Genomic DNA, 25,267 nt, shown 5'->3' with positions numbered 1-25,267 from the left:
ATTGTCGTGGCCGCTTTGCGGCCCTTTCGCGGCACAAGGCCGCTCCTGCAGAGGATCGCATTCACCTGTAGGAGCGGCCTTGTGCCGCGAAAGGGCTGCGAAGCAGCCCCAGGTTCATTTTTTGTATACAAAAACGCTTGATCCAAGGCACCCAATAGACAAAACGCATGGCCATGGCCGTGCCTTTTGCGTCCGCGTCTGAGAAAATGCCCGCACTTTTTTTCCGGATGCCGACATGACTGCCCTGAAGAACGATCGTTTCCTGCGTGCACTGCTCAAGCAACCCGTAGACGTCACCCCGGTGTGGATGATGCGCCAGGCCGGCCGCTACCTGCCGGAGTACCGTGCCAGCCGCGCCAAGGCCGGTGACTTCATGAGCCTGTGCATGAACCCGCAGTTCGCCTGCGAGGTCACCCTGCAGCCGCTGGACCGCTACCCGCTGGACGCGGCGATCCTCTTCTCGGACATCCTCACCATCCCCGACGCCATGGGCCAGGGCCTGTACTTCGAGACCGGCGAAGGCCCGCGTTTCAAGAAAGTCATCAGCACCCTGGCGGACATCGAGGCGCTGCCGATCCCCGATCCGCAGAAGGACCTGGGTTACGTCATGGACGCGGTCAGCACCATCCGCCGCGAGCTCAACGGCCGCGTGCCGCTGATCGGCTTCTCCGGCAGCCCATGGACCCTGGCCACCTACATGGTCGAAGGCGGCTCGTCGAAGGACTTCCGCAAGACCAAGGCCATGGCCTACGACAACCCCGAAGCCCTGCACCTGCTGCTGGACAAGCTGGCCCAGTCGGTCACCAGCTACCTCAATGGCCAGATCCTCGCCGGCGCCCAGGCGGTGCAGATCTTCGACACCTGGGGCGGTAACCTGTCGGCGGCGGCCTACCAGGAGTTCTCCCTGGCCTACATGCGCAAGATCGTCAGCGGCCTGATCCGCGAGCACGAAGGGCGCAAGATACCGGTGATCCTGTTCACCAAGAACGGCGGTATGTGGCTGGAAAGCATTGCTGATGCCGGTGCCGACGCCCTGGGCCTGGACTGGACCTGCGAGATCGGCGACGCCCGCCGCCGCGTCGGCGACAAGGTGGCGCTGCAGGGCAACATGGACCCGACCGTGCTGTATGCCAAGCCCGAGGCGATCCGCAAGGAAGTGGCGCGCATCCTCGCCAGCTATGGCAAGGGCAGCGGCCATGTGTTCAACCTGGGCCATGGCATCACCCCCGAGGTTGATCCGGAGCACGCCGGCGTGTTCATCAACGCCGTGCATGAGCTGTCGGCGCAGTACCACCAGTAATCGGTGTGCAACGCGAGAAGCCCGGCCAAGTGCCGGGCTTTTTGTTGTATTAAGTTTCAATTCAGCGATCGTCGGTAATCTGGGACCATCAAAACGCAAACAGGACCCGATCACCATGAAAGCCCGTTACCTGCCCCTGATCCTCGCCCCGCTGTTCAGCACCGCCGCCCTGGCCGCCGGCTACACCGGCCCTGGCGCCCAGGCCGTGACCACGGTCGCCGCCGCCAACGATGCCGCCGACGACACCCCGGTGGTGCTGCAGGGCTTCGTGACCAAGAAGATCAACAACGACGACAAGTACGAGTTCAAGGACAACACCGGCACCATCACCGTCGAGATCGACGACGAAGACCTGCCGCCGACGCCGTTCAACGACAAGACCAAGGTCAAGCTGACCGGCGAGGTGGAGAAGCACCTGATGAGCCGTGAGGTGGATGTGGATATCGTCGAGATCATCAACTGATCCGAGATTTTGGGGCTGCTGCGCAGCCCATCGCGACACAAGGCCGCTCCTACAGGGAAACGCGTACCCTGTAGGAGCGGCCTTGTGTCGCGAAAGGGCCGCAAAGCGGCCCCAGCAATCAGGACGTCTTCGGCGCTAATTTGCTCAAATGCACCGCCACCAGCAACGCCACCGCCAGCAGGCCGCCGATGAACAGCCCGATGCCGTTCCAGCCCCACTGGTGCCAGAACACCCCGCCCGCTGTCCCCGCCACGCTCGACCCCGCGTAGTAACAGAACAGGTACAACGACGAAGCCTGCCCCTTGGCCTTCAGCGCCCGGCGGCCGATCCAGCTGCTGGCCACCGAGTGCGCGCCGAAGAAGCCGAAGGTGAACACCAGCATGCCGACGATGATCATCGCCAGCGGGTTGGCCAGGGTCATCAGCAGGCCGCCGGCCATCACCACGATGCTGGCCCAGAACACCTTGCGTCTGCCCAGCTTGTCGGCCAGGGCGCCGACCTGCGCCGAACTGTAGATCCCCGACAGGTACACCACCGACAGCAATCCGACCAGCGCCTGGTTCATGTGATAGGGCCCGGCCAGCAGGCGGTAGCCGATGTAGTTGAACAGGGTGACGAAGGCGCCCATCAGCAGGAAGGCCTCGAGGAACAGCCAAGGCAGCCCGGCATCCCTGAAGTGCATGGCGAAGCCATCGAGCAGGCTGCGTGGATTCAGCGTCCGGGACCGGAAGTTGCGCGATTCGGGCAGCACCTTCCAGAACACCAGGGCCGCAGCCAGGGCCAGGCCGCCGATGGCGAGCATCGCCGTGTGCCAGCTGACGAAGTCGATCAGCACGCCGGTGATCAGGCGCCCGCTCATGCCGCCAATGGCGTTGCCGCCAATGTACAGGCCCATGGCCAGGCCGATGTGCTGCGGGTGGATCTCTTCGCTCAGGTAGGTCATCGCCACCGCCGCCAGGCCGCTCAACGACAGGCCCACCAGGGCGCGCGTCGCCAGCACCAGTTCCCAGCTCGGCATCACCGCGCTGGCCAGGGTCGACAGGGCGGCGCAGAGCAGGGCGAAGACCATCACCGGCTTGCGCCCGATACGGTCGGAGATCGGCCCGGTGACCAGCAGCCCGAACGCCAGCATGGCGGTGGACACCGACAGCACCAGACTGCTCTGCGCGGCGTTGATGGAAAACTCCTGGGACAGCAGCGGCATCATCGGCTGCACGCAGTACAGCAGGGCGAAGGTGGCGAAGCCACCGCTGAACAGGGCCAGCACGGTCTTCATGAAGGCGGGGGAGCCTTTCTCGATCCAGATATCGTTGACGACAGGCTCGGGCTCGGCAGATAGGGGGACTGCGGCGGATCTCACGGAGGGTACCTCGGGCGCTGGGGCCGGTGCTGCGATGGAAAAAGCATATAGCTGGCTAATGATTAGATCCAATATATTGTTCGACCTGTTTAAGACGTTTTACGACCTGTTTGGAGTCGATTATGGAGCTGCGTCACCTGCGCTATTTCATTGCCGTGGCCGAGGAGCTGCATTTTGGTCGTGCCGCCCAGCAGCTGGGTATCTCCCAGCCCCCGCTGAGCCAGCAGATCCAGGCCCTGGAGCAGGAGCTGGGGGCGCGTCTGTTCGAGCGCACCAACCGCCGGGTCGAGCTGAGCGAGGCCGGGCGCCTGTTCCTCGAGGAAGCGCGCCAGGTGCTGGCCCAGGTGGAGAAAGCCGCCGACGTGGCGCGGCGGGCGCAGCTGGGGGAATTGGGCGAGATGAAGATTGGCTTCACGTCATCGGCACCTTTCACCTCGCGCATCCCCCAGGCCATCCATGCGTTCCGCCAGCGCTTCCCTTCGGTGCATCTGCACCTCAAGGAAATGAGCAGCCGCGAGGTGGTAGACGGGGTATTCGATGAGTCCATCGAGGTCGGCCTGATGCGCCCGCTGCCGGTGCCGGATGGGTTGGTGGTCAGCGAGCTGTTCCGCGAGCCGCTGGTGGCCGTGCTCAACGCCTCGCACCCGCTGGCAATGGGCAGTGGACAGGGCGTGCACATGGCGGCGTTGGCGCAGGAGCCGTTCGTGTTCTTCCCGCGCAGCTACGGCAGCGGCCTGCATGCGCAGTTGATGAGCCTGGCGGGCAAGGCCGGCTTCAGCCCGCACTTCGCCCAGGAAGCGGGCGAGGCGATGACCATCATCGGCCTGGTCTCGGCGGGGCTGGGGGTGTCGGTATTGCCGGCATCGTTCCAGCGGATGCGGATCGACGGCGTGGTCTACCGTACCTTGCTGGACGAAGGCGCCGACACCGCCGTGTGGCTGGTGCAGCGGGCCGGCGCGAGCTCGGCGATGGCCAGGGCCTTCGCCGAGCTGCTGGGCGGGGTCAGTCCACCTGGGCCAGGTCGCCGCGCAGGGCCACCGAAGTGACGAGCAGGCCGGCACGGCACTGGAACTTCTCGGTGTCCTTGTACAGGTTGCGCTGGTCGACGCTGGCGATGTTCACCACGGCGTTGGCGTTGGCCTTGCGCGCGGCGTTCTGCAAGGTCGCCAGGGCCGATTGCAGGGCCCAGTAGCAGGCATCTTCGTCGGCCTTGTTGCTGCCGTTGGTCTTGCGGCTGCTGCTCACAGGGCTGAGGGTGCGGGTCGAGGCGGGCAGGCTTTCGCCGGCCAGGTAGAACTTCACGCTGCCATCGAGCAAACCGGCCTGGGTGGCGCGCTTGACCCCTTCACGGAAGCTCAGGTAGGTCGGCGCGTCCACGCCCTGGTTGACGAAGCCCTGTGCATTCAGGTGCTCGATATGCGGGTCGAAAGACAGCTCCTTGAGGATGTTGTCGCGCAGGCGGTTGACCCAGCGGTTGTAGTTGCCGTGAATCTTGCCGTCGTCGTAGTCCAGGCCCCAGCTGCTGCGGTAGATCACCTGGAATTCGGTGGGGCTGTAGGGGATGTCGACCTCGGCGTGGTGGCGGCCGCGCACGGTGATCTCTGCCTTGACCATGCCAGGGCGCACCGACTGGATGATCCACTGGCGGTCGTTGAGGGCGGTGACGATGGCGCGCTTCATCTGGTCGTCACTGAAGCCGAGGTCGCTGGAAAACGCTTCCTTGGCGTTGTACACGGGTTTGCTGGTGCAGCCGGTGACCAGCAGGGCCAATGCCAGTACGGCAAACAGGCGGTGGATCCGAGTCATTCCTTTCACTCCAAAGGGTCAGCGCCAGCGACGGAAGATCAACGACGTGTTGACCCCGCCGAAGGCGAAGTTGTTGTTCATCACATGCTCATGGTTCATCGCGCGGAACTCGCCGCGCAGGTAGTCCAGCTCGCCGCAGCGCGGGTCGACGTGGTCGAGGTTGAGGGTGGGCACGTAGCGGTCGCTGTTCATCATCTCGATGCTGAACCACGACTCCAGCGCGCCACAGGCACCCAGGGTATGGCCGAGGAAGCTCTTCTGCGAGCTGATCGGCATGCGTGGGCCGAACAGGCTGCTGGTGGCCTGGGTCTCGGCGATGTCGCCCTGCTCGGTGGCGGTACCGTGGCCGTTGACGTAGCCGATCGCCTCGGGGGCAAGGCCCGCGTCCTCCAGCGCCAGTTCCATGGCCCGGCGCATGGTGGCCTGCTCCGGACGGGTGGTGTGCTGGCCATCGGCGTTGCTGCCGAAGCCGACGATCTCGGCGTGGATCCGTGCGCCACGGGCCAGGGCGTGTTCCAGCTCCTCGAGCACCAGCATGCCGCCGCCTTCGCCGATCACCAGGCCATCACGGTCGAGGTCGTAGGGGCGCGGGCTCAGGTGCGGGGTGTCGTTCTTCAGGCTGGTGGCGTAGAGCGCGTCGAACACCATGGCCTCGGTGGGGCACAGCTCTTCGGCGCCGCCGGCGAGCATCATCGGCAGGCGCCCGTACTTGATCGCCTCGTAGGCGTAGCCGATGCCCTGGCTGCCGCTGGTGCAGGCGCTGGAGGTGGGGATCAGGCGCCCGGTGAGGCCGAAGAAGATGCTGATGTTGGCCGCCGTGGTGTGGGGCATCATGCGCACGTAGGAGTTGGCATTGAGGCCGTCGGCCACCGAGTTGAGCAGCATGTTGCCGAAGGCCTTGATCTCGTCGGTGCTGCCGGTGGACGAGCCGCAGGCCACGCCCATGCGCCCGTCGCGGATGCTCGGGTCGTCGAGCAGGCCGGCGTCGGCCAGGGCGCGCTCGGCGGCGGCAACCGCCAGGCGCGACACCCGGCCCATGCTGCGCAGCTGCTTGCGGGTCCAGTGGCCGGGCACCTTGAAGTCATCGATGGGACCGGCCAGGCGGGTGTTGAGCTCTTCAAAGCGGTCCCACTCGTCCATGCGCCGGATGCCGCTGCGTTGCTGGGCGAAATGCCCGGCGATGCTGGCCCAGTCGTTGCCCAGGGCGGTGATGCCGGCCATGCCGGTGACGACGACGCGGCGCATCAGCACAGCCCTCCGTTGACCGCCAGCACTTGACGGGTGATGTAGGCCGCCTCGGGCGACATCAGGAAGTTCACCGCGCCGGCTACTTCCTCCGGTGTGCCCATGCGCCCGGCGGGGATCATCTTCAGCAGCTCGTCCACCGGCACGTGTTCGTCGAGCATGGCGGTGTCGATCAGCCCGGGGGCCACGCAGTTGACCGTGATGCGGCGCTTGCCCAGCTCGATCGCCAGGGCCTTGGCGGCACCGATCAGGCCGGCCTTGGAGGCGCTGTAGTTGACCTGGCCACGGTTACCGATCAGGCCGGACACCGAAGTGACGCAGACGATGCGGCCCGGCGCGCGGCGGCGGATCATCGGCATCGTCAGCGGGTGCAGGACGTTGTAGAAACCATCAAGGTTGGTGCGCATGACCTGGTCCCAATCGTCCTCGGTCAAGGCCGGGAAGGCGCCGTCACGGGTCAGGCCGGCATTGCATACCACACCGTAGTAGGCGCCATGGGTCTCAACGTCGGCTTCCAGGACGGCCTTGCAGGCTTCGCGGTCGGCGACATCGAACTGCAGCACCCGCGCCTGCCGGCCCAGGGCCTGGACCTCGGCGGCGACGGTGTCGGCCTCGGCGCGGCCGCTGCGGCAGTGCAGGACCAGGTCGTAACCGGCACGCGCCAGGCGCAGGGCGATGGCCCGGCCGATGCCCCGGCTGGAGCCGGTGACCAGGATGGTGTCAGTCATGGGGTGACTCCTCAGGGCCCGCCTCGGCCAGGTAGCTGGCCACTTGCGGCGGGCGGTAGACATTCAGGCGGGCGCTGGCGTTGATGCCGGGGCCGCGCAGGTGACATTCGAACACACCCATGCCGTTGTCGTCCTCCAGCGAGCGCAGCGCGTGGATGCGCAGCTCTGCGCCGGCGGGGAAGTGTTCGACATCGCATTCGAACTTGCGGGTGCCGAGCAGGAAGCCCAGCTCCACCGGCTGGTCCAGGCGGCGTGCGCGGCAGCCAGCGTAGGCGGCCACGCTCTGGGCCATCAGCTCCAGGCCCAGCCAGGCCGGCAGGCTGCCGTCCTCGCGGTTGAACAGCCCGCCGGGGCGGACGGTCACGCGGGTGTGGATCTGCTCATCGTCGCAGCTGTCGACCTGATCGATCAGGATCATGTCGCCGGCATGCGGCAGCAGTTCGGCCAATGGCCAGGCAATCATGGAGTGTCTCCGAGAATCAGGCTCACGTTGTTGCCGCCGAAGGCGAACGAATTGCTCATCAGTCGACGCGGGCGGCCCTGGGGCAGCTGCTGGCCAGCGTCTGCCAGGGCCAGCTCCGCCAGTTGCGGGTCGCGCTGGCCGTCCCAGACATGGGGTGGCAGCCGCCCGTGCGGGTTGTGTTCGCTCAGGGCCAGCCAGCAGAAGGCCGCCTCCAGCGCCCCGGCCGCGCCCAGGGTGTGGCCGGTCATCGGCTTGCTGGATGAGCACGCTGTGCCGGCGCCGAACAGAGCATGCACGGCCAGGCTTTCCATGGCGTCGTTGTGCTGGGTGGCGGTGCCGTGCAGGTTCAGGTAGTCGATCTGCGCCGCGGCCAGGCCGGCATTGTCCAGGGCCTTGGCCATGGCTTGCAAGGCGCCGTTGCCGGTGGGGTCGGGTGCCGAGATGTGATGGGCGTCGGAACTGGCGCCGGCGCCAAGCAGGGCAATGGCAGGCCCCTGTACCGGGCGTGTTCGGCTCATGACGAACAGCGCGGCGGCTTCGCCGATGTTGATGCCGTTGCGGTTCACCGAGAACGGGTTGCAGCGTTGTTCGCTGACCGCCTCCAGGGCGCTGAAACCGTTGAGGGTCAGCCCGCACAGACTGTCGACGCCCCCGCACAGCACGGCGTCGCACAGGCCCAGGTCGAGCAGGCGACGCGCGCTCAGCAGCGCCCGGCCGCTGGAGGTGCAGGCGGTGGAGATCACGTAGGCCGGGCCGCTCAGTTGCAGCCAGTCGGCGAGGAACTCGGCGGGAGCGCTCAGTGCCTGCTGGTCGTAGCGGTAGCTGCCTGGCAGCACACCTTCGTGCAGGTAGTGGGCAATGTCGGCGCTGGCCTCGGCAATTCCCGAGGTGCTGGTGCCCAGCACCACGCCCACCCGTTGCGGGCCGAAATCGGCAATCGCCTGGCGGATCGCCGGTTCGATCTGCAAGGCCGCGCAGTAGAGCAGCTGGTTGTTGCGGCTGTGCTGTTCAGGCAGCGGCACGGCGGGTAGTTCGCCACTGACCGCACCCACCGCAGGACGTCGGTCCGGCACCCAGCCCTCCTGGGGCAGCATGCCGGAGCAGTCACCGGCGAACAGGCGAGCGGCCACCTCGGCCTGGCCGCGGCCAAGGGCGCAGACCAGGCCCAGGGCGTTGAGATAGGCGGTCATGGTGTGTTCTCGCTGGGCAATGGGCTGACTTCATAACGCAGGCCCTGGCCCAGGTTCAAGGTGAAATGCTCGCTGGCCCGATAGCTGACCTGCCAGCGGTCGCCCAGCCAGCGTCGTTGATCCTGCTGGCGCGCCTGTGGATAGAGACGCTGCAGTTGCCCGGACGGCGTCAGGGCGAACAGCACGGCGGCGAACAGTTCGCGCGCCGCCGGGTTGGGCGGCAGCAGGCCGTCGGCCTGCCATTGCCTGCCATCGAGCAACTGGCGCGCCTGGGGGATGCCCAGCAGGTCGAGCAGCGACCAGCGCAGACGGTGGTCTTCGTCCTGGATCACCAGCAGCCAGTCCTGGCGTTGGCCGTCCTGCTCGCGCTGCACGTGCAACTGGCGCGGCAATGTCAGCGTGGGTAGCGCCTCGGGCAGGGGCGGGCGCGCGGCGCAGGCGCCGAGCAACAGGCACAGGCACAGCGCCAGCAGGTGTTTCATGGTTGCTCCAGGGGCTTGCGCGCCACTACGTTGACCAGGGTTTCCTCGCGCTGGCCAACCGGTGGCGGCTTGCGCAGTCCCAGGCGTTCGAGCAGGCCGAAGTCCTTTGAGCGGCTCCACCACAGATAAGGGTAGGACACGTTGCGTGCGGCAAACTCGAAGCCCTGGTCACGCAGCATCTGCAGGTAGCCTTCGGCGCTCTTCTGCACGTGCATGGGGTGGCGGAACAGCCAGCGGATTACCCAGGTGTCGATGTAGGCCTCGGTGGACTCGGCGAACAGCAGGTAGCCGCCCGGCTTGAGTACACGGTAGAACTCGGCCAGGGCTTTCTCCTGTTCCACCAGGTGGTGGAAGGTCTGGTGGCAGAACAGGATGTCGACGCTGGCGTCGGGGAACTGCAGCGCCGCGCAGTCGCTGCCGCGCAGCTCCACCTCGACGCCCAGCCGCTGCGCCTCGGCGGCGCTCAGCGCCAGGCTGTGCGGGTCGGCGTCGGTGCCCAGCAGGCGCGACGGGGCGAACACCTGTAGCAGGTGCTTGAACGACTTGCCCTGGCCGCAGCCGGCATCGAGCAGCACCGGCGCCTGGGGCGGCTCGCCGTCGAACAGGCGGCGCAGGTCATTGATGGCCACGCGCAGCACATGGTGCTGCCAGGTGTGGCTGCGCAGGAACCAGAAGCCGATGCGGGTTTCTTCGACGTAGGTGTCGCTCAGGTACGGCTGCTGGCTCATGCTGGCGTCCTCGCGCACAGCTCGGCCAGGGTGCGCAGGCGGCGCTGGGGTTCGGCGACGAACGGATTGCGCAGGTCCCAGGCATAGCCGGCCAGGATCGAGCTGATCATGGCGCGGATCTCCGGCGAGCTGCCGGGGTGGTAGATCACATCCTGGAAGCTGCCGTCGTACCAGCCTTCGACATAGGCGCGGAAGGTATCGACGCCGCGTTTGAGCGGCGTGGCGAACTCGGTTTGCCAGTCCACCGCCTCGCCTTCCAGCTGGCGGTGCAGCAGGTTGGCGGCCATGCTCGCCGAGCGCATGGCGATGGTCACCCCCGAGGAGAACACCGGATCGAGGAATTCGGCGGCGTTGCCCAGCAGGGCAAAGCCCGGGCCGTGCAGGGTGCTGACGTTGGCCGAGTAGCCACCGATGGTGCGGGCCGGCGTGTCCCAAACGGCATTGGCCAGCACCTTGGACAGGCTCGGGGTCTGCGCCACGAAGTGCTTGAGGCAGGCGTCCAGGTCGGCCGGCGCCTCTGCGAAGCGCTCGGCGGCGGCGACCACGCCCAAGGAGGTGCGGCCGTTGCTGAACGGGATGGTCCAGAACCAGATGTCACGGTGTTCGGGGTGGGTGGTGATGAGGATCTTGTCGCGGTCGAAGCCGGGGTGGTCGATGCGGTCTTCGATGTGGGTGAACACCGCCTGGCGCACCGGGAAGTTCGACGGTGCTTCCAGCTCCAGCAGGCGCGGCAGCACGCGGCCGTAGCCGCTGGCGTCGAGCACGAAGGCACTTTCAACCTCGTATTCGTCACCCTCGGGGCGGCGCACCCGCACGCGCGGGCAGTCACCGCCCATGTCGACGCTGACGATCTCGTGCTCATAGCGGATCTCCACGCCCTGGGCCTGGGCCTGGTCGGCAAGCAACTGGTCGAACTGCGCACGTTGCACCTGGAAGGTACTTGGCTTGCCCTGGGAGAAGGTCAGGCCGAAGTCGAACGCGCTGTATTCCTCGCCCCAGGCGAAGGCGGCACCGTTCTTGTGCTGGAAGCCCGCGGCCTCGACGGCTTCGAGCATCCCGGCCTCCTCGACGAAGTCCAGGCAGTGGGACAGCAGGCTCTCGCCGATGGAGAAGCGCGGGAAACGCTGGCGCTCGATTACCAGTACATCGTGGCCCTTGCGCTTGAGCAGGGCGGCGGCGATGGCGCCGGAAGGCCCTGCGCCGATCACCAGCACCTGGCGTTGTTGCAGTTCACAGTTCGGCATGAGGCCTCCTTGGCGTCGGGACAGTATTCAGGGGAATCCGGTGCAGGCCGGCCATCGCCGGCATCAGGGTGGCAACCAGGCTCATCAGCATCAGGGCGAAGTACAGCGCCGGGCCGATCAGCCCCTGTTGCAGCAACAGGTTGAGAAAGACGATTTCGCTCAGGCCGCGGATGTTCAGCAGCAGGCTCTCGCGCCATTTGCTCGCGCCGGGGAACGATGGCGCGGCCCAGCACAGGCCCAGCCAGTTGCCCAGCAGCTTGCTGGCGATCGGCAGGGCCAGCAGGGCGGCCAGCTGCAGCGCATCGAAGCCTTGCAGGGCATGGTGCACGTCGATCTGCACCACGCCGTACGTGAGGATCAGCGGCACTGCCAAGCCTTGCTGCAGGCGGCGGCTCCAGGCCTCGGACAGCGGCATGCGCACCGGGACCTTGAGCCAGGCCAGGCAAGCCAGGTAGCCGATGCCAAAGACCAGGGCATTGAGCCGGTAGTGCTCGGCGACAAACAGCAGCGCCAGGAACAGCGCACCATATACCCTTGGGGCCCGCAGGCCGGCGAAGTGCAGCGGCAGCGGCAGGGCCGCCGCCAGTAGCGGCCAGGCCAGGCTGCCCGGTTGCAGGCTGCCCTGGCCGAGGCCCAGCAGCAGCCAGCAGGCCAGGTCGATGAGGATCGCCGCCTGCAGCAGCCGGCGGCTGGCCGCGGGTGGATAGTTGATGGCGCGCAGGTACAGGTACAGCACCGGGATCGCGGTGATGGCGAACACCAGTCCCAGGGCTAGCGCGGTGAGGCCGCCCTGGTCCAGCAGCCACAGCGCGCAGGCCAGGCCGCAGGCGAAGGGCACCAGGAAGCTGGGCACGGCCAGCTTCAGTGCCTGGCGGTCGATGCGCAGCTCGGCCACGTCGCTGAGGATATGCCCCAGCAGCAAGGCGAAGCTACAGCCGTAGAGGGTCTTCAACCAGCTCGGCGCGACCAGCGCGGCGCCGTCGAGCTGCCAGTGCGGCTCGACCCACAGCAGCATCAGCAGCGGCAGTGCCAGGGTCGCCAGCAGCAGCTGGCTGACGATCGGGATCAGCCCCACGCGCTTGCCCAGCGCACAGGCCAGGGCGAACAGCAGCAGGGCCATGGCCCAGAACAACAACACGCTCATGATCAGCTGTGCGCTCCTTCGCGCGGCGCGGCCCAGGGGGCCAGGATGAAGCTCATTGCCAGCCCCAGGCTCACCGCCAGGCCAAAATTGCTCACCGCCGGGGTGCTCGACAGCGCCAGCAGGCCGAACGACAGCCAGGTGGTCAGCGCTGCCAGCAGGGTACCCAGCAGGCTCACCGCTTCACCACCGACGCGCTCGTGCATGAGGATCGCGTAGTCGACGCCGATGGCAGTCACCAGCAGCAGGCCGAACAGGCTGAACAGCGTCAGCGGCTGCCCGAGCCAGCCCAGCAGGGCCAGGCTGCACAGCGCGGCGAGCAGCGGCAGGGCGACGATGCGCAAGGCACCGCGCAGGCCGAACGGCAGCACCAGCAACACCAGGATCAACACGCACGACAGCAGCTTGAGCTCGGCGGCGCTGACCTGGGTGGCGGCAAACAGTTGGTTCAGCTCACCCAGCCGGTCCACCAGCTGCACGCCAGGCAGACCCTCGGACTGCAGGCGCAGCAAGGCGGTGTCGTTCAGCCCCTGAAGGCTGACGATGGCGGCCACGCCCTGGTCCACCTGGCCCAGCCACAAGGGGCGCCAGGCTTCGCCCAGGGGGCCGGCGAGGACATCGTCGATGGACTGGATAGGCAACTGGTGCAATTGCTTGAGTTCGGCCAGCAGCGCGGTTTCCGGCACGCCCTGGGCCAGCAGCGGTTGCCAGTGTCCGGGCAGGCGATCCAGCGCCTGCAGCGTGCGCGTCTGCTCGGCGGGGCTGGCGACCAGCCGATCGAGGGACATGTAACCCTTGAGCTTGCCCAGGTCGACCAGCTCGTCGAGTTTTTCCGACAGCGCCGCCAGGCGTTCCAGCAATTGCTGTGGGTCGGCGCCACGTACCAGGTAGAACTGGCTGGTGGGCTGGTAGCCGGTGATGCGTGCCACCGCTTGGGCTTCCTCCAGCAGTTGCGGCGGGCTGCCGACCCACTGGCGCACGTCGTTGCGGCTGTCCAGGCGCCACAGCCCGGCGGCGCAGAACAGCACCAGCAGGGCCAGCAGCGCAGCGCTGGGGACTCGGCGCAGCAGGCCGGCGCGCAGTTCGGTCAGCCATTGCGCGACGCGCAGTGGCCACTGGGCCGGGCGCAGCTCGACACCGCCGAGCAACGCCGGCAGCAGGCACACGGCGCTGAGATAGGCGCCGACCAGGCCGGCGGCCGAGAACGCGGCGATCTGGGTCAGCGCGGGGAACGGCGTGAAGGCCAGGGCCAGGTAGCCGATGCAACTGGTCGCCAGGCTCAGGCTCAGCCCCGGCAGGGTCAGGCGCACGGCCGGCCAGCTGCGCCAGGGTTGCAGGCTCCAGCTCTTGGACAGGTAGTGCAGCGGGTAGTCGACGGCCACGCCGATCAGGCTGGAGCCGAGCACCAACGTCATTACGTGCATCTGCCCGAACAGCGCCACGCACACCACCGAGCCGAACAGCATGCCCACCAGCACCGGCACGAAGGCCAGCAGCACGCGCCAGCGGCGGAAAGCCAGCAGCAACAGCAGCAGGATGCCCACGGTGGCGCCGCCGCCGACCCAGGTGATCTCGCGGCTGGCCTGTTGCTGGCCGGCCGCGGCATACAGCAGGCCGCTGGTCGCCAGCAGTCGGGCGCCTTGCTGGCTGGCCTCGACGCGGGCGCGGGCCAGCAGGTCGGCCACCTGCAAGGGCAGGTGCATGTCGAAGGCGTTGCCCAGGGTGCGGGCGCGCAGCAGCACCCACTGCTGGCCGTCGGCTTCGGCCACCAGCGCGCCGCTGGCGGTGTCCAGTTGCACGTTGACCGGCTTGGGCTGGCTCTGCTGGATGCGGCCGCTCAAGCCGAGCCAGTCATCCTGGCTGGCCACCAGGCTGAAGCCGGCGAAGGGGTCGAACAGGCTTTGCAGGCGTTGCTCGACAAAGGTGTCGGGCTGCTCGGCCAGCAATTGCCGGTCGTGGGTCGAGAGCATGGCCACGCGGCCCTGCAGCAACTGGCTGCGTAGCGCTTGCAGGTCGGTCTGCAGGCTCCATTGCACCTTCTCGAACAGGCCGCTGGCCTGCCATTGACCGGCCAGGCGTTGGGCCAGGGCGACGGCCTGCTCGCGCTGGGAATGGCCGACCAGCACCAGCAGCTCGCGGTTGAGCGGCTCCTGCATGCGTTGCTCGGCTTGCTTGACCAGTGGGTCCTGGGTGGCGCCGGGCACCAGGGTCATCAGGTCGGCCGACAGCGGCGCACCGCGATGCCATTGCCAGCCGGCCACGGCAAGCATGATCAGCAGCAGGCCCGCGAACAGGCGCGGCAGCAGGCGTTCAGTCGGCAAAATCGCTGCGCTCCGCGTCGCTGAGGGCGCTGGCACCACGGCTTTCGGGCATGCGCAGCACGGTGCTGTCGCCCTGGGTTTCGCTCAGTTCGATGCGCTCGACATAGCGACCGCCGGCGATGTCGATGCGGGTGAAGATTTGCTTGAGCAGCAGCGAGCGTGGGGTCAGGCGCAATTGCCAGTGCGCGGCGTCGCCTGAAAGCGCCAGTTCGAAATCGCGTTGCAGGCCGCTGCTGTCGCCTTGCAGCACGGCGAAGAACAGGCGGTTCTGTTCGGCGCCGGCACTGCGTGCGGGTAACGTTTGCCAGCCACTCGGGTCGCGGCGGGCGATGCCCTTTGCGTCGATGCGGTAGTCCTGACTCAGCGGGGTCTGTAGCAGCCAGAGCAGACCGTGGTCGCGGGCCAGGACGAAGCGGCCCTTGCTGGTCAGTGGCTGGGGCAGGGCGCGCAGGTGTTTTTCCTGGATGAACGGGCCGCTGACCACGGCAGGTTCGCTGAGCTGCTTTTGCAGGTCGTCGAGGGTGAAGGCCAGGGTCAGGGGGCTGATGAACAGCAGCAACAGGGCGAGCAGTGTCGGGACCTTCGCGGGTAAACCCGCTCCCACAGGTTTCGCGGTGCCTGTGGGAGCGGGTTTACCCGCGAAGAGGCTGGCAATGCCAGTGCACAGCGCGGCGCTCATGGCAGCACCTTGGCAACGGCATCGAGCATCGCCTGGGGCGAGGCCAGTTGCATTTCGCCGCTTTCGATGTGCACCGCCACCTGCACGGTGCTGGCGCGGGTCATGCGTTCGCCGCTGGCGGCGTCGCTGATCAGGTAGTGGATCTTCAGACGGTTTTCCCATTCCACCAGGCTGGCGCGCACGGTCAGGCGCTGGCCAAAGGTGGCGCCGCGGATGTAGCGCAGCTGCAGGTCGATCACCGGCCACGCATAGCCGCTGGCCTGCATGCGCAGGTAGTCGTGCTCCAGGCGGTCGAGCAGCGCGCAGCGGGCGACTTCCAGGTACTTGACGTAGTGGCCGTGCCAGACGATGTGCATGCTGTCGACGTCGAAGAATGGCACGACGATCTCGCTGTCGACGTGGAACACCCCGGGATTACGCATGCAGCCTCCAGTGGCGCTGGCCGATACGGGCCAGGCACAGGCGCAGGTCTTGCTCCAGGGCGCGGTCCTCGATGACCGGGGCGAAGTCCTCCAGCAAGGCCGCGTGCATCTGCGCCAGGGCCGGCGGCAGGGCGTGCGCGTCGGCCAGGCGCTGGCGCAGCCAGACCCCCTGGTTGGCGGCCAGCAGGGTGGCGGCGGCAACCTGTTCGGTCAGTTCCAGCACGCGCAGGGCGTCGCGGGCGGCAATGGTGCCCATGCTTACCTTGTCCTGGTTGTGGCACTCGGTGGAGCGAGAGAACACGCTGGCCGGCATGGTCTGCTTGAGTGCCTCGGCGGTCCAGGCACTGGCGCCGATCTGCACGGCCTTGAAACCGTGGTTGAGCATGGCGCGCTCGGCCTCGGCGCCCGAAAGATTGCTCGGCAGGCCGTGGTTGTAGCGCACGTCCACCAGCAGGGCGAGCTGGCGGTCGAGCAGGTCGGCGACGTTGGCCACCAGGTTTTTCAGGCTGTCCATGGCGAAGGCGATGTGCCCGCCATAGAAGTGCCCGCCGTGCAGCACGCGCTCGGCATCACCGTCGATGATCGGGTTGTCGTTGGCGCTGTTGAGTTCGGTTTCGATGAAACTGCGCAGCCAGCCCAGGCTGTCGGCCAGTACGCCCAGCACATGGGGCGCGCAGCGCAGCGAGTAGCGGTCCTGCAGGCGATGCAGCGGTGGCAGCGGGGCCTCGATGGCCAGGTCCTGGCGCAGCCAGGCGGCGACCTGGGTCTGGCCGGGGTGCGGCTTGGCGGCGAACAGGCGCTCGTCGAAGTGCTCGGGGTTGCCCTGCAGGGCGACGACATTGAGCGCGGTGATGCGCGTGGCCAGCTTGAGCAGGTAGTCGGCGCGGGCGAAGGCCAGGCAGGCCAGGCCAGTCATCACCGCAGTACCGTTCATCAGCGCCAGCGCTTCCTTGGGGCGCAGCACCAGGGGCTGCCAGCCGAGTTCGCGGTGCACGTCGGCGCTGCTGCGGCGCTCGCCCTGGTACATGACTTCGCGCTCGCCCGACAGGGCTGCGGCCACGTAGGACAGCGGTGTCAGGTCGCCGCTGGCGCCGACCGAACCTTCTTCGGGGATCAGTGGCAGGATGTCATGCTCGATGAACGCCTGCAGGCGCTCCAGCAGCTCCAGGCGCACGCCGGACACGCCATGGCTCAGCGAGCGCAGGCGCGCCGCCAGCACGGCGCGGGTCGCCGGCGCGTCGAGCAGCCGGCCCAGGCCGCAGCCGTGGAAGGTGTAGAGGTGGCGGGGCAGGGCCTCGACGTGCTCCAGCGGCACGGCCACCACGCAGGAGTCGCCGTAGCCGGTGGTCACGCCGTAGATCACCCCTTCCTTGTCCAGCAAGGTGTCGAGGAAGCGCGCGCCACGGGCAATGCGCTCGCGGTAGGTGGCGTCAGCCTGCAGGCGCGACGGCGCGCGGCGCTCGGCCAGGGCCAGGACGTCTTCGATCGCCAGCGGCGCTTCGCCGAAGGTTACAGGCTCATGCGGATGCATCGTCATCGGTCTTCCAGAAGGGGTAGAAATTGAACCATTGCAGCGGTGCCTGGGCGCAGTAGTGGCCCAGGCGTTCGGCGTAGCGGGCGGCCCATTCGGCGATCACCGCGTCGCGTTGGCCACGGCGCCATTGCAGGCGCTCGACGAACGGCTCGAGGGTGACCTGGTAGCGGCCCTGAAGCTTGAGGCAGAACAGCAGGTTGAGCGGGCAGCCGAGCAGCCCGGCCAGCAGCCACGGCCCCTGGGGGAAGGCCGCTGCGTGGCCGAGGAAGTCCACTTCTACGGTGCGACCGCCATGCAGCGGCACGCGGTCGCCGGCGATCGCCAGCCACTCGCCGCGCTCCAGACGCTCCGACAGCTGTAGCATCACCGCCGGGTCCAGCTCGCTGACCTGGATCAGCCGCAGGTGGCTGGCGCCGGCTTCGCCCAGCAGGCGGTTGAAGTGTTCGGCATGGCGGGTATGCACCAGCACGTTCATGGTCACTTTTTCGCCGATCTCGGCCAGGGCCCGGCACACTTCCAGGTTGCCCAGGTGCGCGCCCACCAGCATTTGCCCGCGTTCGCCGCGCAACTGCTGGCGCAGGTTGGCCGGGTCGATGATGTCGATCTGCGACAGGGCCAGTCGGCCATTCCACACGTCGAGCTTGTCCAGCAGGGCTTCGGCAAATGACATGAACTGGCGGAACACGCGCCACTGGCCGGGGGCCTGGACCTGGCCGGCGCTCCAGCGGTGCAGGCGCTGCTGGTACTGCCAGGCGCTGCGCCGGGCGCGGCCGCCGAAGACGAAGAAGTAGGCGACGATCACATGGATCAGCGGGCTGAGCACGCGCCGCCCGAGCAGGCGGGCCAGGGTGGCGGTGAGCTTCATCAGCCAGAAGCTGCCGCGTTCCTGGTGCTCGGCCCAGTGTTGCGGACGCTCGCTCATGCGTGCCACCTGCGCCAGAGGATCAGCGGGGCGCGCAGGAGCATGCCGAAGAACAGCTTGGCGTGCATCTTCGAGATCAGTGCGTTGTCGTGGAACAGACGGAAGTGCGACAGGCCGTCCTGAGGATAATGGACCTTGGTCGGCAACCAGCGCATCGGCTGGTTGCGCCACGCCAGGCGCACCAGGATCTCCGGGTCGAAATCCATGCGCCGACCAAGGCTGACGCTGTCGATCAGCGCCAGGGTCGCGGGCAGCGGGTAGACGCGAAAACCGCACATCGAATCGGGGATGCGCAGCGACAGGCTGTTGATCCACACCCACACGTGGGTCAGGTAGCGGGCATACAGGCGGCCCTTGGGCACGCTGGCATCGTACTGTGGATAACCGCACACCAGCGCCTGTGGATAAGCCTGCGACTGGGTCAGGAAGTGGCTGACATCGGTCAGGTCGTGCTGGCCGTCGGCATCCACCTGCAGGGCGTGGCTGAAGCCCAGCCGCGCGGCTTCGCGCAAGCCGGCCATCACCGCGCCGCCCTTGCCCTGGTTGACCGCCAGGGTGACCAGGTGAACGTCGTCGCGCTCGGCCAGCTGGCCCAGTACCCGGGCGCAGGCCGCGTGGCTGGCGTCGTCGACCAGCACGCAAGGCAGGCCGGCGCGCAGCAGGTCGTCGACCACCTTGGGCACCGCCTGTTCGTGGTTGTACACCGGGATTACCGCGCAAGGCTTATGCACAGGCGGCCTCCAGCACGATGCGACCGCTGGAGCAGGGCTGCCCGGCGCAGGCGTAGGCGAAGTACAGCTTGCCGCGGTCGGCATCAAAACGCAGGGTCAACAGCAGCTCGTCGCCGGGGCGCACCAGTTGCTGGAACTTGAGCACTTCCATGCCGGCAAAGCGCTGGGCCAGGTGCAAGTGCGACGTGGCCAGGGCGAGCGCCCAGTCGACCTGGACCACGCCCGGCAGCACGGGCGTCTGCGGGAAGTGACCGGGGAAGCAGGCAAGATCCAGGGGCACCGCCAGGCGCAGGTGCAGCTCTTCGCCTTGTCGACTGTGCTCCAGCACCTCCGGCGCCATGCTGCGCGAGGCCAGCAGCAGCGCCTGCAGATCGGCCTGGGGCAGCTTGCCCTGGGTATTGAGAGGCAACTGGCGCACCAGGCGCCAGCGGCGTGGCAGGGCCAGCGCCTCGCAATGGCCGGCCAGGTGCTGGCGCAGGCCGTCGATCACGGCGCGGCGGCCCTGGTTGCGCAGGGCGTGCAGCCCGGCCGGGGTCAGGGCTACCAGGGCGCCGAGGTAGGCGCGGCCTTCCTCGATCATCCCCAGGCGTGCTTCGGCGACCCAGGCATTGGCGCACAGGGCCTGTTCGAGCATGGGCAGCGAGATGCGTTTCTCTTCGAGCTTGACGATGCGGTCCAGCCGGCCGAGCAGGCGGAAGCGCCCGTCGTCGCTGAACTCGGCGGCGTCGGCGCTCTGTTCGACATGACCGGCGGGCAGGTAGGGCGAGGCGATGCGCAGGGCGCCCCGTTCATCCTGGCTCAACTGCACGTCGGCAAAGGGTTGCCACAGCGGTTCGCCCTGACGCCAGGCGATACCGCCGGTCTCGGAGCTGCCGAGGATCTCGGTGGGCCATTGTCCCAGGCGTTGTTGCAGGCTTTCGGCGGCGGCTGGCGGCAGTTCACCGCCGGAGGAGAATACCCTGCGCACCGGGCTCAGGGCCGGCCAGTCGAGGTTGTCGCCCATGCGCTTGAGCAGTGCCGGGCTGGCCACCCAGGCGAACGCCGGGTGCTCGCGGCTGGCGCGTTGCAGGTCTTCGGGAAATGGCAGTTGGCGGCGCTCGAAGCCGCGCCCGGCACACAGTGGCCAGAGTACGCGCAGCAGCAGGCCGTAGATGTGCTGGGTGGCGACACTGCCGATGATCCAGGCCGTGCCGAGGTCCTTGCCCCAGAGCTGCTCCAGGGCATTGACCTCGTTGGCCAGCTGGCGCAGCTGCTTGTCGATGCGCTTGGGCTCACCGCTGGAGCCGGAGGTGCACAGGCTGACGCGGCAGGTGTCGAGGTCGAGGTCGGCAGGCGCGAGGGCCTCATCCAGCAGGTCGTCTAGCTGCTCGTCGGTGGTCAGCCACAGGTCGACCTGGGCCTGCCAGCGCTCACGGGTGGCGGGTTGCAGGTCGGCGGGCAGCAGCACCTCGGCGCCAGCGCGCCAGGCGCCGAGCAGGGCGATGGCCAGCGACGCGGCGTCTTCCAGGTGCACGGCCAGGCGGCGGATCCCGCGCTCACGCAGGCCGCCGGCCAGGCGCAGGGCCTGCAGGCTGAGCTGGGCGTGGTCCAGGGATGGTGCGTGGGTCACCTGGCGCGGGGCGTCCAGCGGGCGCAGCAGGTGTTCGAGGTTGATCCAGTTCATGAGCGTCCTCGCACACGTTGTCTTATCAGCCATTCGACGGCGAACAGCAGGCCCATCGCGGCATAGGCGATCAGCCCGTTGTACAGGGTCCACCAGGCCAGCGGCGCCCACAGGGTCAGGCCCGCGGCGACCAGTCCATTGGCCAGGAAGAACAGGCACCACACCTGCGTCACCCGCCGCGTGTAGCGCACCGCATGGGGCGGCAGATCGGGCTCGCGCAGGCGCGCCAGGCGTTCGGCCACCGGCATGCCGCGCAGCAGGCTGGCGCCGAACAGGGCCAGCATGAAGGCGCTGATCAGCACCGGGTACCAGCGCAGCAGATGCGGACTGTCGGACAGCCCCAGCAGGGCGCAGAACGCCAGCGCCGCCAGCGCCATCCACAGGCTGCCCGGGCGGCGCGGCGTGCTCAGGGCACGGGCCAGCCACAGGCCGCCGAGCAGCAGGCCGAATTGCCAGGGGGCGAAATGGGCCATGCCGAAGTGCACCGCGAAGGGGTACAGCAGCCCGGCCAGCAGCAGGCCGAGGCCGATCAGGCGTTTCATGCCGCCGGGTTGACCAGGCGGTGCACCGCCTCGACCACGTCACCCACGGTGCGTACCGACTTGAAGTCGTCGGCGGCGATCTTCTTGCCGGTCTGGCGCTTGATGTGGTCGATCAGGTCGACGGCGTCGATGCTGTCGATTTCCAGGTCCTGGTACAGGTTGGACTCCAGGGAAATGCTGGTCGGTTGCAGTTCGAACAGCTCGACCAGGGCGTCGCGCAGGATGTTGAAGATGTCTTCACGGGTTTGCATGGTGCGGTCTCAGGCTGCCTGACGAGCGGTGACGAACGCCGCGAGGGTGGCGACGTTGCTGAAATGGTTGCGGGTGTCCTTGGCGTCGGCGTCGATCTTGATGCCGTAGCGCTTCTGGATCGCCAGGCCGAGCTCGAGGGCGTCCACCGAGTCCAGGCCCAGACCTTCGCCGAACAGGGTCTGCTGGTCGTCGATGTCCTGCACGCTGATGTCTTCCAGGCCCAGGGCGTCGATGATCAGTTGCTTGAGGTCACGGTTCAGGTCTTGCTGTGGATCGCTCATCGGCGGCGAGCTCCTTTGTATAGTGCTGGTGCAGGAAATCGTTGAGTCGGCGCGACGCGATCGGCGCCGGGCCCATGGCGGCGAAGGCCTGGAGGTCGATGTCGGCGCCGACGCTGAGGCAGAAGTGCACACGGCGCCAGGGAATGCGGTACCAGGGCTCGTTCTTGGTCAGGGTGGTGGGGCTGACCCGGATGGTCACGGGTGTGATGATCTTCGCACCCCGCAGGGCGATGGCCGCGGCGCCGCGATGAAAGGCGGGGACATGGCCGGGCGCGGTGCGCGTGCCTTCGGGGAAGATGATCAGCGGCTGGCCTTGCTGCAAGGCGGCGACGGCGCTGTCGAGCATGTCCATGCTGCCGTCGTTGCCGATGTACTGGGCCTCGCGCACCGGGCCGCGGGTGAACGGGTTGGCGAACAGGCTGTGCTTGACCACGCAGTTGGCCTGGCGCACCAGGCCGATGAGGAACACCACGTCGATCAGCGAGGGGTGGTTGGCAATGATCATCTGCCCGGGGCTGCCCAGGCGCTCGGCACCCTTGATCTCATAAGTGAGCACGCCGGTCACCTGCATGAAGCGGATGAAGCGCCAGAACAGCCAGCCGATGGTGCGCCGGGCGCGCTGGCGGTGGCGCGTGGCGTCACCCGGCAGGCAGGCGAGCAGGGGGAACACCAGCAGACGCAGGCACAGACCACCCAGGCCGAACAGGCCAAAGCTCAGGGCGGTTGCCAGCAGGCGCCACAGGTAGGCGTCCCGGGGGCGCTCTATGGCTGTCGTTGCCAGTTCCATGTGCGGCGGTTCCAGGTGTGGGAAAGGGATCGGGCACCGCCCAGCGTGGCTTGCAGCCAGCTCAAGGCGTGGGGCAGCGGGGGGCGGGGAGCATCGGGCGATGAGGGGTGGCCTAGTGCCAGTTGCCATTGTCGCCCAGGCGTGAGGCGCAATGCCAGCGCGTAGCCAAATGGCACGTCGTCGATCCAGGGGCCGTAGACCGACGGCGGTTGTTCCTCGGCGATGATCAGCAGCACCGCCGGCGCCCCTTCGCGCAGCAAGGCCGCGGCTTCCAGCAGGCCTTGCTCGAAACCGTCGCCGGCCGCGGCCAGAGCGGTCATCTCGCACGTCTCGCCGCGCAGGATCGACCACAGGCCGATCACGGCATTGTGCACCGAGAGGCTGAACTGGGTGGGCGAGAGCGGCTGCTGTGCGGCCAGGTCGCTGAGGATCGAGAAGGTGCGCGGCGTTTCGCCGTGGCGCGAGACGAACACCAGTGGCATCGGTTCGCAATCCTCGGCCAGTGGCCAGCCCACGGCGAACGCCATGCGTGCGAGCGGGCTCAGGCGGCGGCGTTGCATGGCGGGCAGGAACGAGACGTCCGGCACCTGCTCCACGGCGCATGGGTGCAGGTCATGGGCGGCCCAGGACTGCCAGTCGTCGGGCGTCTGCAGGCCGGGCGCCCAGGCGCGCCATTGGCTGATATCAAAGGTGATCACGGTGCTTGTTACTTCCCGCCCTGTGGGACTTCCTTGCCTTGGGGATGACTCGGAACACAGACCTTGCAGGGTGGCGCTTTGCCGAGTGGCGCGCATTATCCCGGTGACGGAGGTGTGTAGCAATTAGTCGTTACATTCCTGTCAGTCAGACATTGCATTTGCGCAGAAGTATCGAATCGAATCTGCTGCGTAAGGGTTTTCCGACGGCTGGTCAGTGACAGGTTGTCGGTCGCTGGCCGCCCAACTTGAGTGAAGTGCTGGCCATAAGCGGTGCGGCGCCACATACTCGGGCATTCGTTGATACACGGAGGTCTGTCATGCGGCGCGTGGTGTTCAATCAGAAAGGTGGCGTGGGCAAGTCGAGCATTGCCTGCAATCTTGCGGCGGTCAGTGCCAGCGAAGGCTATCGGACCCTGCTGATCGACCTGGATGCCCAGGCCAACTCGACCCAGTACCTCACCGGCCTGACCGGCGACGACATTCCCATGGGCATCGCCGACTTCTTCAAGCAGTCGCTGTCCAGCGGGCCGTTCGCCAAGAAGAACAAGGTCGACATCTACGAAACCCCCTTCGACAACCTCCACGTGGTGACCGCCACCCCGGAGCTGGCCGACCTGCAGCCCAAGCTCGAGGCCAAGCACAAGATCAACAAGCTGCGCAAACTGCTCGACGAGCTGGATGAAGACTACGAGCGGATCTACATCGATACGCCGCCAGCGTTGAACTTCTACGCGGTTTCCGCGCTGATCGCTGCCGATCGCGTGCTGATCCCCTTCGATTGCGACAGCTTCTCGCGCCAGGCGCTGTACGGCCTGCTGGCCGAGATCGACGAACTCAAGGAAGACCACAACGACGAGCTGATGGTCGAGGGCATCGTGGTCAACCAGTTCCAGTCACGGGCCAGCCTGCCCCAGCAGATGCTCGACGAGCTGCTGGCCGAAGGCCTGCCGGTGCTGCCGGTTTACCTGGGCAGCTCGGTGAAGATGCGCGAGTCCCACCATGCCAGCCTGCCGCTGATCCACCTGGAGCCACGGCACAAACTGACCCAGCAGTTCGTCGAGTTGCATGATCTGCTGGAGCGCAGCGCCTAGACGGTACTTGCGAGCAGTACCGATCCTGACTAAAATCTACCAAAACGGGAGATTGCGCCGGGATGCGTATTATTGCAAAGCGATCGTTGGTCCGGTTCTGGGAGCTGCCCGGGCATGAGGATGCCAAGGCGCCCCTGGAAAGCTGGCATGACCTGGTGCTCAAGGCCGATTGGTGTTCTCCACAGGACGTGAAGGCGCAGATCAGCAATGCCAGCATCTGCGCGAACAATCGTGTGGTGTTCAACATCGGCGGCAACAAGTATCGGCTCGTGGTGGAAATGCAGTATCGGGCAGGTATTGCCTGGGTGAAATTCGTCGGAACGCACAAGCGCTATGACGAGATCGACGTGGAGACGATCAATGAATATTAAGCCCATTCGCAGTGATGATGACCTGCAGGCCGCCTTCAAGCGGCTGGAAGCCATTTTCCAGGCCGAAGCCGGGACGCCGGAGGCGGATGAAATGGAAGTGCTTGTGACATTGATCGAAGTTTATGAGAACAAGCACTATCCGATTCATTCAGCGGGCCCGATCGAGGCGATCAAGTTCTGCATGGACCAGCAAGGGCTGACGCCGCGTGATCTTGAGCGCTATATCGGTCCGAGCGGTCGCGTTTCCGAAGTATTGAACGGCAAGCGAGGCTTGAGCCTCTCGATGATCAAGCGCTTGCATGATGGTCTGAGGATTCCCTATGAGTCCCTTCTGGCCAGTGTGTGAGCGTATCTAGACTCCTTGCCCGCGCAACCACTCCAGCAACGACTGCAGCGGAAACGCCCCAGCCTGGCGCGCCACTTCACGGCCATTCCTGAACAGGATCAAGCTGGGGATCGAGCGGATACCGAGCTGGCCGGCGAGGTTACGGTTGGCCTCGCTGTCGAGCTTGGCCAGGCGGCAGCGGCCGGCGAGCTGGCGCGCGGCCTGTTCGAACACCGGGGCGAAACTCTTGCAGGGGCCGCACCAGTCGGCCCACACATCCAGCAGCAACGGCAGGTCGCCCTTGATCTGGGCGGCGTAGGTGCTCTCGTTCAGGTCGAAGGGCTGAGCGAGCAGCACGTCCTGCTTGCAGCGGCCGCATTTGGGGCTGTCGCCCAGGCGCTCGGCGGGTAGGCGGTTGAGGCCGTTGCAGTGGGGGCAGGGGATTACCAGGGGTTCGGACATTTTATCTCCTTGATATTGCTGGGGCTGCTGTGCAGC

The 25,267-nt window shown here is 67.0% G+C and carries 29 protein-coding genes; 6 read left to right on the top strand and 23 right to left on the bottom strand.

The window, feature by feature from the left end:
• Nucleotides 1-235: 235 nt before the first annotated feature.
• Together hemE and NMG10_RS20155 are read left to right on the top strand one after the other, a co-directional pair.
• On the top strand, nt 236-1,300 hold the full coding sequence (hemE, locus tag NMG10_RS20160) for a uroporphyrinogen decarboxylase (protein WP_110735319.1): 1,065 nt from the start codon (nt 236-238) through the stop codon (nt 1,298-1,300).
• A gap of 115 nt (nt 1,301-1,415) precedes the next feature.
• Entirely contained in the window at nt 1,416-1,763 is a 348-nt protein-coding gene (locus NMG10_RS20155; protein WP_028689103.1) for a YgiW/YdeI family stress tolerance OB fold protein, read from the top strand.
• Nucleotides 1,764-1,881: 118 nt separating this feature from the next.
• Here the strand turns inward: NMG10_RS20155 and NMG10_RS20150 are convergent, their stop codons facing one another.
• Nucleotides 1,882-3,123, bottom strand: coding sequence for an MFS transporter (locus NMG10_RS20150; protein WP_254465002.1), 1,242 nt, complete (start codon nt 3,121-3,123; stop codon nt 1,882-1,884).
• 122 nt (nt 3,124-3,245) lie between these two features.
• Here NMG10_RS20150 and NMG10_RS20145 point away from each other — a divergent pair, with 122 nt between their 5' ends.
• A complete protein-coding gene (locus NMG10_RS20145; RefSeq protein ID WP_203648478.1) occupies nt 3,246-4,169 on the top strand; it encodes a LysR family transcriptional regulator in 924 nt (307 codons plus the stop codon).
• On the opposite strand, the gene NMG10_RS20140 is transcribed toward NMG10_RS20145, so the two are convergent.
• The 21 genes from NMG10_RS20140 to NMG10_RS20040 are packed head-to-tail and all read right to left on the bottom strand — an operon-like array spanning nt 4,126 to nt 22,982.
• Nucleotides 4,126-4,929, bottom strand: a complete 804-nt coding sequence (locus NMG10_RS20140) for a hypothetical protein (protein WP_203648476.1) — start codon at nt 4,927-4,929, stop codon at nt 4,126-4,128. The two genes, NMG10_RS20145 and NMG10_RS20140, sit on opposite strands and share 44 nt — an antisense overlap.
• Before the next feature lie 18 nt (nt 4,930-4,947).
• Nucleotides 4,948-6,174, bottom strand: a complete 1,227-nt coding sequence (locus tag NMG10_RS20135; protein WP_203648474.1) for a beta-ketoacyl-ACP synthase — start codon at nt 6,172-6,174, stop codon at nt 4,948-4,950.
• Nucleotides 6,174-6,902 (bottom strand): 3-oxoacyl-ACP reductase FabG, encoded by a 729-nt coding sequence (fabG, locus tag NMG10_RS20130; protein ID WP_203648471.1) that lies wholly within the window; start codon nt 6,900-6,902, stop codon nt 6,174-6,176. Before fabG ends, NMG10_RS20135 begins: the two co-directional genes overlap by 1 nt.
• Entirely contained in the window at nt 6,895-7,365 is a 471-nt protein-coding gene (locus tag NMG10_RS20125; protein ID WP_203648469.1) for a hotdog family protein, read from the bottom strand. The genes fabG and NMG10_RS20125 overlap by 8 nt, the downstream gene beginning before the upstream one ends.
• Nucleotides 7,362-8,555 carry a beta-ketoacyl-[acyl-carrier-protein] synthase family protein gene (locus NMG10_RS20120; protein ID WP_254465001.1) on the bottom strand — a complete coding sequence of 398 codons (1,194 nt, stop codon included), beginning with the start codon at nt 8,553-8,555 and terminating at the stop codon, nt 7,362-7,364. Before NMG10_RS20120 ends, NMG10_RS20125 begins: the two co-directional genes overlap by 4 nt.
• Nucleotides 8,552-9,037: a hypothetical protein gene (locus tag NMG10_RS20115; protein WP_203648465.1), complete on the bottom strand. Its 486-nt coding sequence runs from the start codon at nt 9,035-9,037 to the stop codon at nt 8,552-8,554. Before NMG10_RS20115 ends, NMG10_RS20120 begins: the two co-directional genes overlap by 4 nt.
• Nucleotides 9,034-9,765, bottom strand: a complete 732-nt coding sequence (locus tag NMG10_RS20110) for a class I SAM-dependent methyltransferase (RefSeq protein ID WP_232854920.1) — start codon at nt 9,763-9,765, stop codon at nt 9,034-9,036. Before NMG10_RS20110 ends, NMG10_RS20115 begins: the two co-directional genes overlap by 4 nt.
• Nucleotides 9,762-11,009, bottom strand: a complete 1,248-nt coding sequence (locus NMG10_RS20105) for an NAD(P)/FAD-dependent oxidoreductase (protein ID WP_254465000.1) — start codon at nt 11,007-11,009, stop codon at nt 9,762-9,764. Before NMG10_RS20105 ends, NMG10_RS20110 begins: the two co-directional genes overlap by 4 nt.
• Nucleotides 10,996-12,153: a sodium:proton antiporter gene (locus NMG10_RS20100; protein ID WP_254464999.1), complete on the bottom strand. Its 1,158-nt coding sequence runs from the start codon at nt 12,151-12,153 to the stop codon at nt 10,996-10,998. Before NMG10_RS20100 ends, NMG10_RS20105 begins: the two co-directional genes overlap by 14 nt.
• A gap of 2 nt (nt 12,154-12,155) precedes the next feature.
• Nucleotides 12,156-14,471: an MMPL family transporter gene (locus tag NMG10_RS20095; RefSeq protein WP_254464998.1), complete on the bottom strand. Its 2,316-nt coding sequence runs from the start codon at nt 14,469-14,471 to the stop codon at nt 12,156-12,158.
• Entirely contained in the window at nt 14,461-15,150 is a 690-nt protein-coding gene (locus NMG10_RS20090) for an outer membrane lipoprotein carrier protein LolA (RefSeq protein WP_232854924.1), read from the bottom strand. Before NMG10_RS20090 ends, NMG10_RS20095 begins: the two co-directional genes overlap by 11 nt.
• Nucleotides 15,147-15,572 carry a thioesterase family protein gene (locus tag NMG10_RS20085; RefSeq protein ID WP_186711988.1) on the bottom strand — a complete coding sequence of 142 codons (426 nt, stop codon included), beginning with the start codon at nt 15,570-15,572 and terminating at the stop codon, nt 15,147-15,149. Before NMG10_RS20085 ends, NMG10_RS20090 begins: the two co-directional genes overlap by 4 nt.
• The gene (hutH, locus tag NMG10_RS20080) at nt 15,565-17,109 is read right to left on the bottom strand and encodes a histidine ammonia-lyase (protein ID WP_234561595.1); all 1,545 of its coding nucleotides are present in this window, start codon (nt 17,107-17,109) and stop codon (nt 15,565-15,567) included. The genes NMG10_RS20085 and hutH overlap by 8 nt, the downstream gene beginning before the upstream one ends.
• Complete coding sequence (locus NMG10_RS20075; RefSeq protein WP_254464997.1) at nt 17,090-18,028, bottom strand: glycosyl transferase; 939 nt, start codon at nt 18,026-18,028, stop codon at nt 17,090-17,092. The genes hutH and NMG10_RS20075 overlap by 20 nt, the downstream gene beginning before the upstream one ends.
• A complete protein-coding gene (locus NMG10_RS20070) occupies nt 18,025-18,759 on the bottom strand; it encodes a glycosyltransferase family 2 protein (RefSeq protein WP_254464996.1) in 735 nt (244 codons plus the stop codon). The genes NMG10_RS20075 and NMG10_RS20070 overlap by 4 nt, the downstream gene beginning before the upstream one ends.
• Nucleotides 18,752-20,422, bottom strand: a complete 1,671-nt coding sequence (locus NMG10_RS20065; RefSeq protein ID WP_254464995.1) for an AMP-binding protein — start codon at nt 20,420-20,422, stop codon at nt 18,752-18,754. The genes NMG10_RS20070 and NMG10_RS20065 overlap by 8 nt, the downstream gene beginning before the upstream one ends.
• The gene (locus NMG10_RS20060; RefSeq protein WP_203648436.1) at nt 20,419-20,964 is read right to left on the bottom strand and encodes a hypothetical protein; all 546 of its coding nucleotides are present in this window, start codon (nt 20,962-20,964) and stop codon (nt 20,419-20,421) included. Before NMG10_RS20060 ends, NMG10_RS20065 begins: the two co-directional genes overlap by 4 nt.
• The gene (locus NMG10_RS20055; protein WP_234561599.1) at nt 20,961-21,215 is read right to left on the bottom strand and encodes an acyl carrier protein; all 255 of its coding nucleotides are present in this window, start codon (nt 21,213-21,215) and stop codon (nt 20,961-20,963) included. The genes NMG10_RS20060 and NMG10_RS20055 overlap by 4 nt, the downstream gene beginning before the upstream one ends.
• A gap of 9 nt (nt 21,216-21,224) precedes the next feature.
• Nucleotides 21,225-21,497, bottom strand: a complete 273-nt coding sequence (locus tag NMG10_RS20050; RefSeq protein ID WP_186711983.1) for a phosphopantetheine-binding protein — start codon at nt 21,495-21,497, stop codon at nt 21,225-21,227.
• Nucleotides 21,466-22,284, bottom strand: coding sequence for a 1-acyl-sn-glycerol-3-phosphate acyltransferase (locus NMG10_RS20045; RefSeq protein WP_203648432.1), 819 nt, complete (start codon nt 22,282-22,284; stop codon nt 21,466-21,468). The genes NMG10_RS20050 and NMG10_RS20045 overlap by 32 nt, the downstream gene beginning before the upstream one ends.
• Nucleotides 22,260-22,982 carry a beta-ketoacyl synthase chain length factor gene (locus tag NMG10_RS20040; protein WP_254464994.1) on the bottom strand — a complete coding sequence of 241 codons (723 nt, stop codon included), beginning with the start codon at nt 22,980-22,982 and terminating at the stop codon, nt 22,260-22,262. The genes NMG10_RS20045 and NMG10_RS20040 overlap by 25 nt, the downstream gene beginning before the upstream one ends.
• Before the next feature lie 317 nt (nt 22,983-23,299).
• On the opposite strand from NMG10_RS20040, the gene NMG10_RS20035 reads away from it, so the two are divergent.
• The 3 genes from NMG10_RS20035 (at nt 23,300) to NMG10_RS20025 (ending at nt 24,790) form a co-directional block, all read left to right on the top strand.
• Complete coding sequence (locus NMG10_RS20035) at nt 23,300-24,073, top strand: ParA family protein (protein WP_198745742.1); 774 nt, start codon at nt 23,300-23,302, stop codon at nt 24,071-24,073.
• A 62-nt stretch (nt 24,074-24,135) separates the two neighbouring features.
• Nucleotides 24,136-24,444, top strand: coding sequence for a type II toxin-antitoxin system HigB family toxin (locus tag NMG10_RS20030; protein WP_254464993.1), 309 nt, complete (start codon nt 24,136-24,138; stop codon nt 24,442-24,444).
• Entirely contained in the window at nt 24,434-24,790 is a 357-nt protein-coding gene (locus tag NMG10_RS20025) for a type II toxin-antitoxin system HigA family antitoxin (RefSeq protein WP_110735277.1), read from the top strand. The genes NMG10_RS20030 and NMG10_RS20025 overlap by 11 nt, the downstream gene beginning before the upstream one ends.
• Nucleotides 24,791-24,796: 6 nt before the next feature.
• On the opposite strand, the gene trxC is transcribed toward NMG10_RS20025, so the two are convergent.
• Complete coding sequence (gene trxC / locus NMG10_RS20020; RefSeq protein ID WP_254464992.1) at nt 24,797-25,231, bottom strand: thioredoxin TrxC; 435 nt, start codon at nt 25,229-25,231, stop codon at nt 24,797-24,799.
• Between the last annotated feature and the right edge of the window lie 36 nt (nt 25,232-25,267).

Origin of the sequence: Pseudomonas sp. DVZ6, from assembly GCF_024259445.1 — a bacterium.
In the GTDB taxonomy this organism is placed as follows: domain Bacteria; phylum Pseudomonadota; class Gammaproteobacteria; order Pseudomonadales; family Pseudomonadaceae; genus Aquipseudomonas; species Aquipseudomonas peradeniyensis.
Note: the sequence above shows the minus strand (reverse complement) of the source record. Positions and strands in the feature narration are given on the sequence as shown.

What these genes read in the sequence shown, in the direction of transcription:
- NMG10_RS20050 (WP_186711983.1), bottom strand. Translation starts at nt 21,497, where the DNA reads ATGAGCGATCCACAGCAAGACCTGAACCGTGACCTCAAGCAACTGATC.
- NMG10_RS20145 (WP_203648478.1), top strand. Translation starts at nt 3,246, where the DNA reads ATGGAGCTGCGTCACCTGCGCTATTTCATTGCCGTGGCCGAGGAGCTG.
- NMG10_RS20025 (WP_110735277.1), top strand. Translation starts at nt 24,434, where the DNA reads ATGAATATTAAGCCCATTCGCAGTGATGATGACCTGCAGGCCGCCTTC.
- NMG10_RS20065 (WP_254464995.1), bottom strand. Translation starts at nt 20,422, where the DNA reads ATGAACTGGATCAACCTCGAACACCTGCTGCGCCCGCTGGACGCCCCG.
- NMG10_RS20045 (WP_203648432.1), bottom strand. Translation starts at nt 22,284, where the DNA reads ATGGAACTGGCAACGACAGCCATAGAGCGCCCCCGGGACGCCTACCTG.
- NMG10_RS20140 (WP_203648476.1), bottom strand. Translation starts at nt 4,929, where the DNA reads ATGACTCGGATCCACCGCCTGTTTGCCGTACTGGCATTGGCCCTGCTG.
- NMG10_RS20085 (WP_186711988.1), bottom strand. Translation starts at nt 15,572, where the DNA reads ATGCGTAATCCCGGGGTGTTCCACGTCGACAGCGAGATCGTCGTGCCA.
- NMG10_RS20060 (WP_203648436.1), bottom strand. Translation starts at nt 20,964, where the DNA reads ATGAAACGCCTGATCGGCCTCGGCCTGCTGCTGGCCGGGCTGCTGTAC.
- hutH (WP_234561595.1), bottom strand. Translation starts at nt 17,109, where the DNA reads ATGACGATGCATCCGCATGAGCCTGTAACCTTCGGCGAAGCGCCGCTG.
- NMG10_RS20035 (WP_198745742.1), top strand. Translation starts at nt 23,300, where the DNA reads ATGCGGCGCGTGGTGTTCAATCAGAAAGGTGGCGTGGGCAAGTCGAGC.
- NMG10_RS20135 (WP_203648474.1), bottom strand. Translation starts at nt 6,174, where the DNA reads ATGCGCCGCGTCGTCGTCACCGGCATGGCCGGCATCACCGCCCTGGGC.
- NMG10_RS20075 (WP_254464997.1), bottom strand. Translation starts at nt 18,028, where the DNA reads ATGAGCGAGCGTCCGCAACACTGGGCCGAGCACCAGGAACGCGGCAGC.
- NMG10_RS20115 (WP_203648465.1), bottom strand. Translation starts at nt 9,037, where the DNA reads ATGAAACACCTGCTGGCGCTGTGCCTGTGCCTGTTGCTCGGCGCCTGC.
- NMG10_RS20100 (WP_254464999.1), bottom strand. Translation starts at nt 12,153, where the DNA reads ATGAGCGTGTTGTTGTTCTGGGCCATGGCCCTGCTGCTGTTCGCCCTG.
- NMG10_RS20030 (WP_254464993.1), top strand. Translation starts at nt 24,136, where the DNA reads ATGCGTATTATTGCAAAGCGATCGTTGGTCCGGTTCTGGGAGCTGCCC.
- hemE (WP_110735319.1), top strand. Translation starts at nt 236, where the DNA reads ATGACTGCCCTGAAGAACGATCGTTTCCTGCGTGCACTGCTCAAGCAA.
- NMG10_RS20125 (WP_203648469.1), bottom strand. Translation starts at nt 7,365, where the DNA reads ATGATTGCCTGGCCATTGGCCGAACTGCTGCCGCATGCCGGCGACATG.
- NMG10_RS20155 (WP_028689103.1), top strand. Translation starts at nt 1,416, where the DNA reads ATGAAAGCCCGTTACCTGCCCCTGATCCTCGCCCCGCTGTTCAGCACC.
- trxC (WP_254464992.1), bottom strand. Translation starts at nt 25,231, where the DNA reads ATGTCCGAACCCCTGGTAATCCCCTGCCCCCACTGCAACGGCCTCAAC.
- NMG10_RS20120 (WP_254465001.1), bottom strand. Translation starts at nt 8,555, where the DNA reads ATGACCGCCTATCTCAACGCCCTGGGCCTGGTCTGCGCCCTTGGCCGC.
- NMG10_RS20055 (WP_234561599.1), bottom strand. Translation starts at nt 21,215, where the DNA reads ATGCAAACCCGTGAAGACATCTTCAACATCCTGCGCGACGCCCTGGTC.
- NMG10_RS20110 (WP_232854920.1), bottom strand. Translation starts at nt 9,765, where the DNA reads ATGAGCCAGCAGCCGTACCTGAGCGACACCTACGTCGAAGAAACCCGC.
- fabG (WP_203648471.1), bottom strand. Translation starts at nt 6,902, where the DNA reads ATGACTGACACCATCCTGGTCACCGGCTCCAGCCGGGGCATCGGCCGG.
- NMG10_RS20105 (WP_254465000.1), bottom strand. Translation starts at nt 11,009, where the DNA reads ATGCCGAACTGTGAACTGCAACAACGCCAGGTGCTGGTGATCGGCGCA.
- NMG10_RS20090 (WP_232854924.1), bottom strand. Translation starts at nt 15,150, where the DNA reads ATGAGCGCCGCGCTGTGCACTGGCATTGCCAGCCTCTTCGCGGGTAAA.